Genomic DNA, 8,777 nt, shown 5'->3' on the forward strand with positions numbered 1-8,777 from the left:
TTCTGTGTTTCGTAAAAACTGTGCTATGATAATCGCAAGAAATGCAGATGCCGGCAAAAGCCGCATAATGCAATCGATATGCAAAAATCGATATACATCGACGTGTAAATATCGAGACGACCCAACGTAAGCAAACCAACCACCAACCACAACAAAGGAGACCATTATGGCAACCCGCAATCTCGTCATCAACGATCCGGTCGGCATTCACGCCCGTCCGGCCGCCATGTTCGCGCAGGCCGTCACCGCTTCCGGCCAGACCGTGACCATCGCCAAGGAAGGCGGCAACGCCGTTCCGGCCGGCTCCATCCTGTCCATCATGGGTCTGGGCATCAAGCAGGGCGACACCGTGGTCATCAACGTCGAAGGCGACAACGCCGAGGCCGTGGCCGACAACCTGGCCAACATCCTCGTCAACGCCGAGTGACGCACCGCGCATAACGCGCTGACGCACTGACGTACGAACGTTTCGACCGCCCGCCATATTCGACGGGCGGTCGTTCCATTCTTAATAGGTTCTTCGCGGCTCGAACCGGTTCATCAGACCAGACCTTTGGCCGAGAAGCACACAGGGGTTCAGGGCACCCTTTAGGGCATTTTGAAAAACACTTAGGGAGCCGGCAAACGCAAGCCGGACACGACGGAAAGGACAGCGCATGGCAGGCAGAACCGACAGCGGCAGCTCAATCACCAACGTCGCGGCGACGGCCGGCGTGTCCATCGCCACCGTCTCACGCGTGCTGTCCGGCAAACGCGGCAAGGACGACGATATCGCCCGCCGCGTGCGCGAAGCCGCCAAACAGCTCGGCTATTCCGTCAACTACGCGGCGAGCGCGCTGCGCAGCGACGTGACGAAAACCATCGGCCTGGTCATTCCGAGCGCCACGGAACCGTTCTCCGCGCAACTGCTCGACGAGATCGAGCCGACCATCGACACCGAATCGCAACAGCTGCTGCTGGGCATCGGAGCCACGCAGGAAGCGCAGGCGGAACGCATCGAATCGCTGGCCAACCGCCATGTGGACGGGCTGATCGTGGTGCCCGCGGCCGGCACCGACCTTGCCGGAACGCTGAACCAGTACGCGAACACGCTGCCGATCGTGCAAATCTGCGGACGGCAGACCGCGCCGCGCGTGTCCGTGGTAGGCATCGACGAAAACGCCGCGATGGAGGCGATCGTCAAACATCTGGCCGAGCAGGGCATCGCGTCCGCCGCATACATGGCCGGCAACGAGCTGTCTTTCGAATCGGCGGAACTGTTCGCCACATTCCACACGCATATGCGCACTTACGGGCTTGCCACCAGCGAAAACTGGAACCAGTTCGGCGAACGTACCGTGCAGCGCGGTTTCGATTGCGCCATGCGGCTGTTCAACGGGCCGCTCGTACAGCCGGAAGCCGTGGTCTGCGCCGACGATGCGATCGCGTTCGGCGTGATGGTGGCGTTCGACGCGTTGGGAATCCGCGTGCCGGAGGACGTACTGGTGGTCGGCTACCATGATTCCGCCATCGCGCGTACCACCATGCCTCGGCTGACGTCGGTGCGTGCGCCGTTTGAGCGTATTGTGTCGGAATGCTTACGATTGCTGGCTTCCGGTCCTGCCGGAGGCGCGGCGGAGACGGCTGCTGCGCCAGGCGGCAGCGTGCGCGCGCCCCGCGTCATGCTTGCCCCGCAGCTTATTGTGCGGGATTCCTCGGTGTTCCGCCGGTGAATCGCGAATCGAATCGCCGGTAATTACTGGAAATTACGAAAATCACGGAATCAGCGCGCAGAACAGCGCTTCAAACACCAAAACCGGATTGCCGTTGCCATTGAGCCTGCGGCGCGTGGTGGCGATGTCCTCCAGCCGGCGCACGGCCCCCGTACGGTCGAGCCGTACCGACAATTCCGTGATGGCGGAACGGTTTTCGAGGTTGATGAGTCCCACCGCGTCCTCGGCGTTGTTCTGCAGCACCGCCACGTCACGGTAGATGCTGGCGACCGAATTGAGCGCACGGTCGAGCACGTCACGCGTGAGTCTGGTGGCGCGTCGTTTGAGCTCGTCTTTTTTGGCGATCGCATTGTATGCGCCACGCAGTTTCGGGGGTATGCGGTCTTTGGGTCCGAGCCCGTTGATGCGGCGGAAATCGGCTTCCGCTTCGGACGCTTTGACGTTGACTTCCGCTTCGGCCTGCGCCTTCGCGTTGTCGATGAGGTTGCCAGCCAATAGCACGGCATCCGACGCGCGATGCAAGCCGAGCACGCCGACGATGAGCTCGTCGCGGTCCGTCATGACGCGTTCGTCCTTGGCATACAGGCTCGCGATGCCGATGTGCCCCTCCGACAATCGTGCCGCACGCGCCGCGATATTCGGCTCGAAACCTTGCGATTCCAAGAATTTCGCCACCGCCTGGTTGGACGGTACGGCCAAGTTGACGATGCGCGTGCGCGAGCGGATGGTCGGCAGCACGTCTTGGGCGCTGGGCGCGCACAGCAGCCAGATGGTGTGCGGGCTCGGCTCTTCGATTTCCTTCAACAGCACGTTGGTGGTGCGTTCCATCATGCGGTCGACGTCTTCGATGATGATGATGCGCCACGGCGCGGTGCCGGGCATCTGCTCGGATGTGGTGATGATGTCACGCACCTCGTCGATGCCGATGGTCACTTTGTTGGTGGCCAGCACGCTCACGTCGGGGTGGGTGCCGGCAAGCACCTGCTCGGTGGTTTTGGTCGGCTCATCGTTCAGGCCATGATCGAGGCTTTCGAGCGCGGCGGCGAACGCGCGGGCAACGTTGGAACGGCCCGATCCGGGAGGGCCGCAAATCAGCCACGACTGCGCGATGGCCTTCGGGTCGCCGCTGGCGATGGCCTTCAGCTGTTCGACCACCTGCGCTTGGCCTACTATGGAGTTCCACACGCTCATGCGATACCCCCGTCAGCGGTGCTCACGGTGTCGAAATCGGCTTTGATACGCGCCCACACGTCTTCGATGGACTGGCTTGCGTCAATGACGTGGAACCGTTCCGGCTCACGTTCAGCCAAGTCGAGGAACGCGACGCGTGTGCGACGCTGGAAGTCGTTGCCGGCCGCCTCCATGCGGTCTTCGGCATGCTGCAGCCGCGCATGCGATTGCGCCGGATCCATATCCAGCAGATACGTGCGTTCCGGCAGCAGACCGTTCGTGGCCCACATGCTCAGGTTTCGGATTTCCGCGGCCGTCAGCTCGCGGCCGCCCGCCTGGTACGCCAAAGAGGAATCGAGATACCGGTCGGTGATGACCACCGCGCCGCGTTGCAGAGCGGGCAGAATCACTTCCGCGACGTGCTGCGCGCGGTCGGCGGCGAACAACAGCGCCTCCGTACGCGGGGCGATGTCGGCGCAATCGTTCTCATCCCCCGTATCCACGCCGTGCAACAGCATTTTGCGAATCGCCACGCCCAATGCGGTGCCGCCCGGCTCGCGCGTGACCACGCATTCGCGGCCCTGCGATTCAACATATGCGCGCAACCGTTCGACCTGCGTGGTCTTGCCCACGCCGTCAACGCCTTCAAACGAGATAAAAGTGCCCTGCATGCCTTTCACTGTACCGTGCACCCCTGCCGTGCCCGGCCATTCGGCCCACGGCTTGGTGTCGCACGATGCCGATTGTCTTGCGGAACATCAGATCGTGCGACGTTTCGCGCGCCGCGTAACGTCAGCGTGCGGGAACGACTTCAGGACGCGCGTAGCCTTCGTTGGCGGTCAGCCAGTCGACGTCAGCCTTCACGGTGGACGCGGTGGAGCCGATCTCCTTCGCTATACGCGTATTCGCCCAACCCTTGTCGGCCAGTTCACGCACCTTGGCACGGCGGTCGGCACGCGCCTGTTCGGTCGCGCTCACTTTCTTCGCGGATTTCGCGCCTTTGGCAGCGCCCTTCTTGGCTCCCTTCGCAGCCGTCTTGCGGCCACGACGCTTCGACGGGCCCTGCGCGCGCTTCTCCGCCAGCAGGCGGAACGCCTCGGCCGGTTCGATCGATTCGGGCGCATACTGCTTCGGCAGTGTACGGTTTGTCTCGCCGTCGGTGATGTACGCGCCGTAGAAACCGTCCTTGATGGTCACGTGCTTCTGGGTTTCCGGATCGGTGCCCAAGTCGCGCAGCGGCGGCTTGGCCGCGCCACGTCCACGACCGCGTCCGTACTTCGGCTGCGCGAACAGTTCCTTGGCCTTCTCCAAGTCGACGGTGAAGATCTCGTCTTCGGAAGCCAGCGAACGCGTGTCGGACTTGCCGTCGGCACCGGTCTTGGTCAGGTACGGGCCGTAACGGCCATTGTTGGCCATAACCGTAACCGTTTGCATTTCGCCGGTTTCGGCGTTCGCCTCATCGTAGGAGCCGACTTCGCGCGGCAGGCTCAGCAGTTTCAGCGCGTCTTCCAACGTCAGCGATTCTGGACTCATCGTCTTGAACAGCGACGCCATCTTCGGACGGTCGGAAGCCGCCTTCTTACCGCCGGAACGCTTCGTCTTGCCCACCTTGCCTGCGGCGGACTCGGCAGCGGTATCGCCGGCATCTTCCGCGCTCGGCATGACCAACGCCACGTACGGGCCGAACCGGCCATTGCGTACCTCGACGGTGCCGCCGGACACCGGGTCCTTGCCCAGTTCACGCGGCCCACCGGAATGGTTTTCAATCAGATCGTGGCCGACCTCGACGGTCAGCTCATCCGGAGCGAGCGTATCCGGCAGCGAGGCGCGCTTCGGATTGCCTTCCGCATCCAGATGCTTCATGTCCTCAAGATACGGGCCATAACGGCCGACGCGCACGTGCAGGCCATCGCCGATATCGATGGTGTTGATCTCACGCGCATCAATCTCGCCAAGCTGCGCCACCTGCTGCTGCAGGCCCTCATGCGCCTCGTCGGCGGACTGGGCCGCGCCATCGCCGGAACCGAAGTAGAAGCGGGTCAGCCACGCCTTGCCGGTCTCATGGCCACCAGCAATCTGGTCGAGGCCGGTTTCCATATCGGCGGTGAACTCGTAATCTACATACTTCGGGAACTTCGTTTCAAGCAGTTTGGTGACGGAGAACGCCAGCCAGGACGGAATCAGCGCACGGCCACGCTCGTACACGTACCCGCGGTCGATGATCGTGGAGATGATGCTCGCATACGTGGACGGACGGCCGATTTCCTTCTGTTCCAACGTTTTGACGAGCGACGCTTCGGTGTAGCGCGCCGGCGGCTGGGTCTCGTGGCCGTCCGCGGCAACGTCCACGGCGGCAAGCTCGTCGCCCGGCTGCATCGGCGGCAGGGAAACGTTGTCATCGGTTTTCTTCGAAGCCTTCGCAGACTTTTCGGCCTTATCGCCAATCTTCACGCCCGCCGCCTCGGCGCTCTTCTTCGCGTCGGCAACGCTACGGCGGCCCTCGCCGGTGGCCTTCATGAAGCCGGGGAATTCGATGACAGTACCGGACGCCTGGAACATGGCCTCGCCGTCGGATTCGGTCGGCGCGGACAGACGCACGGTGGCGGTGGAACCGGTCGCATCGGCCATCTGGCAGGCCAGCGTGCGCTGCCAGATCAGGGTGTACAGCTTGAGCTGGTCGGCCGGCACTTTGGTGGCGATTTCAGCCGGATCGCGGAAATGCGCGCCCGCCGGTCGGATACATTCGTGGGCTTCCTGCGCGCCCGCCGTCTTCGTGGCGTACTGCTTGGGCGCATCGGACAAGTACTTTTCGCCGAAGTGCCGCGACACCGCTTCACGGGCGGCCGCGATCGCCTCCTGCGACAGCGTCACCGAATCGGTACGCATATACGTGATGAAACCGTTTTCGTACAGCCCCTGCGCGGCACGCATGGTCTGGCGCGAGCTCATGCCAAGGCGATTGCCGGCCGTCTGCTGCAGCGTGGACGTGGTGAACGGCGGCACCGGACGGCGACGGTACGGCTTGGTTTCCATCGACGAGACGGTGAACGTCGCATATTCCAGCGATCGCGCGATCGCATTCGCGTGCGTTTCGTCCAGCTGCACGACGTTGTCTTTGACGCCGGCGGCGGTCAGCTGGCCATCATCGCCGAAATCCTTGGAACCGGCCAAACGACGGCCGCCAAGCGACACCATGCGAGAATCGAACGCAACATTGTTGCCGTCGGCGTCGGGCGCTTCCAGCGTGGCGGTGACATCCCAATAGGGGGCACGCACGAACGCCATGCGCTCACGCTCACGTTCCACGATCAGACGGGTGGCCACGGACTGCACGCGGCCCGCGGACAGGCCCGGACCGACCTTGCGCCACAGCACCGGGGACAGCTCATAGCCGTACAGACGGTCCAGAATACGACGGGTTTCCTGGGCGTCCACCATGGCGGCGTCCACATCACGCGTGTTGTTCAGCGACGCCTTGATCGCTTCCGGCGTGATCTCGTGGAACACCATGCGCTTGACGGGCACCTTCGGCTTCAGCGTCTGCACAAGATGCCATGCGATCGCCTCACCTTCGCGATCCTCATCAGTGGCGAGGTAGAGGGTGTCTGCCTTCTTCAGCGCGCTTTTCAGGTCGGCAACGGTTTTCTTCTTGTTGCCGTCCACGATGTAATACGGCTTGAATCCGTCTTCGATATCCACGCCGAACTTGCCGTACTTGGCTTTCTCGGCCGCCGGCACCTGGCTGGGCTGAGCAAGGTCGCGGATATGGCCGACCGATGCCATGACCGTGTATCCGGAGCCCAAGTATCCGCCAATCTTCTTCGCCTTGGTAGGAGACTCCACAATAACGAGCTTGCTGCCGGTAGCCATAGCCACTCCTTATTACTAGTGTTTGCAACGCAATAATACTCACTGAATACGGAGAAATGGCAAACCGCCCGTGTGGCGTATGGACGGCAGCATGCCCGGAACCGGCTGTTTTCAGCGCTTCGGCGGTGCGGGCGGCGCTCCCACCAAACCCAGTTTCGTCAACGGCGAGGCGGTCAGCTGACGCATGGCGAGCGTTATGCCAAGCACCAGCGCGGAAACGGCGGCTGTCAGCAGCGCCGTGGAAACGTACGCGCCGGCATTCGTCCATTCGGCGCTCATGGCGAGTCCCGGCTGAATCTGCCAGATGATATACGCGCCGTACAGGATGCCCAATACGCCAATCGTCAGCATCACACTGCCGACGATCTGCACGCTTGCCGACGAGACGCGCGTGCCCGGCTCATCCATGCCGCTGGCGAACGTGGTGGCAAGCGCCAGCAACGCCAGTCCGCCGACGATCAGCAGCGCCATAATCACGTCGGTCGGACGATGCCATTGCGCCGCGATCACCGACAATCCGACCAGCACCGTATACGCCCAACCAATCACCGCCACCAGCGCACGCAGCACGCGCGGTACGGCGCACAGCAGCATCACGCTTGCCGCAGCGGCAAGGATGACATGCCCGGAAGGCGCGGAATTATTAGGATTCGATTCCAAATTAATAAGATACGGGCGTGGCAGCAGCGGCTTCAACAGTTCGGCCGCAGCGAAACACAGGCCTCCGAATACAGCGAGCTGCGCGATCGACAGCCACCGTTTGCGCACGATCAGCACGGCAAACGCGATTGCCCCCATGATGACGCTGACGGTGATGACCACTGCGGAAATGGCGAAGACGTGCACGACCGGCGCCAGCCAACCCGGCAACGCGGCATCGAATTTCGACCAGACGATATCCTCATAGCTTTGGCCGTCCATGGTACGCACGCCAAGCCACCAGACGCCGGCGGAAGCGGCAAGCATCAGCAGACCGGACACCACGCACAGCACGATGCTGGACACGCGCGGATGGCGGGTCAGCGGATCCGCCTGGGCCAAGCCTTTGTTGACGTCCTGCGGGGAAAGCACCGCCTCGACTTCGCGCATATCAGGGAACGACAACGATTCCAACGGTTCCGCAGGCGTTGCTGCCGTGGGCTGCTGAAGCATGTTCACAGGCTGCTGTGGATCTCGGACAAGTGGCTTGAATTCGTTGGTCATAGTCACCGAGAATACGGCATCGCCCCTACTGTGGGGAACGAATCGGAGAAGATATAGAAAAACCTCCACGCACCCGGAAGAGGCCACTTACCCTTGCTGCATTCCTGCCCTGGGGGAGTTGGGTGACATACCGCCACGCGGAGGCTCTTGCCATATTACACCATGCCCGGACCTCGCCGCACCGACTAGACGCACGGGTACACTTGAGAAGGAATCGCACGCCACCCCTGTGCGTTTGCGTGGCTGCGATAAGCATCGATAACGTTTGGAAGGTTGTTTTCTTATGACTGATGCGGTGGAGTATCCCGATCTGGTGGTCGTGGGCGCGGGCCTGTTCGGCCTGACCGTGGCCCAGCAGGCCGTCGAGCATCTGGGCGTGGGGGTCGAGATCATCGACGTGCGCGACCATATCGGCGGCAACGCGTACAGCTACATGGACGAGGAGACCGGCGCGGAGATCCACAAGTACGGCGCGCACCTGTTCCACACGTCCAACAAGAGGGTCTGGGACTACGTGAACCGTTTCACAAGCTTCACGGACTACGTGCACCGCGTGTACGCCACGCACGACGGCGAGGTGTATCCCCTGCCGATCAACCTCGGGACCATCAACCAGTTCTTCCACGCGCACTACACGCCGGCCGAGGCGAAGGCCCTGGTCGAGAGCCAGGCCGGCGAATTGGCGGGCACGGATCCGCAGAACCTCAACGACAAGGGCATTTCGCTGATCGGCCGTCCGCTGTACGAGGCGTTCATCAAGAACTACACGGGCAAGCAGTGGCAGACCGATCCGAAGGACCTGCCCGCGGGCATCATCAACCG

The 8,777-nt window shown here is 62.6% G+C and carries 7 protein-coding genes and 1 other RNA gene; 3 read left to right on the forward strand and 5 right to left on the reverse strand.

The window, feature by feature from the left end:
- Window positions 1-166: 166 nt before the first annotated feature.
- Window positions 167-427 (forward strand): HPr family phosphocarrier protein, encoded by a 261-nt coding sequence (locus tag Q5H31_RS01925; protein ID WP_003807548.1) that lies wholly within the window; start codon window positions 167-169, stop codon window positions 425-427.
- A 229-nt stretch (window positions 428-656) separates the two neighbouring features.
- Complete coding sequence (locus Q5H31_RS01930; RefSeq protein ID WP_055054676.1) at window positions 657-1,712, forward strand: LacI family DNA-binding transcriptional regulator; 1,056 nt, start codon at window positions 657-659, stop codon at window positions 1,710-1,712.
- Window positions 1,713-1,754: 42 nt separating this feature from the next.
- Here Q5H31_RS01930 and Q5H31_RS01935 read toward each other — a convergent pair whose 3' ends face one another.
- From Q5H31_RS01935 to ffs, 5 genes are all read right to left on the reverse strand, one after another.
- A complete protein-coding gene (locus Q5H31_RS01935; RefSeq protein ID WP_302457425.1) occupies window positions 1,755-2,903 on the reverse strand; it encodes a DNA polymerase III subunit delta' in 1,149 nt (382 codons plus the stop codon).
- Window positions 2,900-3,553: a dTMP kinase gene (gene tmk / locus Q5H31_RS01940; protein ID WP_003807542.1), complete on the reverse strand. Its 654-nt coding sequence runs from the start codon at window positions 3,551-3,553 to the stop codon at window positions 2,900-2,902. Before tmk ends, Q5H31_RS01935 begins: the two co-directional genes overlap by 4 nt.
- Window positions 3,554-3,674: 121 nt before the next feature.
- Window positions 3,675-6,752 carry a type I DNA topoisomerase gene (gene topA, locus Q5H31_RS01945; RefSeq protein ID WP_118278444.1) on the reverse strand — a complete coding sequence of 1,026 codons (3,078 nt, stop codon included), beginning with the start codon at window positions 6,750-6,752 and terminating at the stop codon, window positions 3,675-3,677.
- A gap of 111 nt (window positions 6,753-6,863) precedes the next feature.
- Window positions 6,864-7,955, reverse strand: coding sequence for a phosphatase PAP2 family protein (locus Q5H31_RS01950; protein ID WP_302457426.1), 1,092 nt, complete (start codon window positions 7,953-7,955; stop codon window positions 6,864-6,866).
- Between the two features lie 53 nt (window positions 7,956-8,008).
- Window positions 8,009-8,105: signal recognition particle sRNA small type (gene ffs / locus Q5H31_RS01955), an RNA gene on the reverse strand.
- Between the two features lie 133 nt (window positions 8,106-8,238).
- Here ffs and Q5H31_RS01960 point away from each other — a divergent pair.
- Window positions 8,239-8,777: NAD(P)-binding protein (locus Q5H31_RS01960; protein ID WP_302457427.1), on the forward strand; the 539-nt coding region annotated here is incomplete at its 3' end.

This window comes from uncultured Bifidobacterium sp. (genome assembly GCF_959020155.1).
GTDB lineage: Bacteria > Actinomycetota > Actinomycetes > Actinomycetales > Bifidobacteriaceae > Bifidobacterium.

Bases quoted from the DNA above. Each gene is read 5' to 3' on its own strand.
- topA (WP_118278444.1), bottom strand. From the start codon at position 6,752: ATGGCTACCGGCAGCAAGCTCGTTATTGTGGAGTCTCCTACCAAGGCG.
- Q5H31_RS01925 (WP_003807548.1), top strand. From the start codon at position 167: ATGGCAACCCGCAATCTCGTCATCAACGATCCGGTCGGCATTCACGCC.
- Q5H31_RS01930 (WP_055054676.1), top strand. From the start codon at position 657: ATGGCAGGCAGAACCGACAGCGGCAGCTCAATCACCAACGTCGCGGCG.
- Q5H31_RS01950 (WP_302457426.1), bottom strand. From the start codon at position 7,955: ATGACCAACGAATTCAAGCCACTTGTCCGAGATCCACAGCAGCCTGTG.
- Q5H31_RS01935 (WP_302457425.1), bottom strand. From the start codon at position 2,903: ATGAGCGTGTGGAACTCCATAGTAGGCCAAGCGCAGGTGGTCGAACAG.
- tmk (WP_003807542.1), bottom strand. From the start codon at position 3,553: ATGCAGGGCACTTTTATCTCGTTTGAAGGCGTTGACGGCGTGGGCAAG.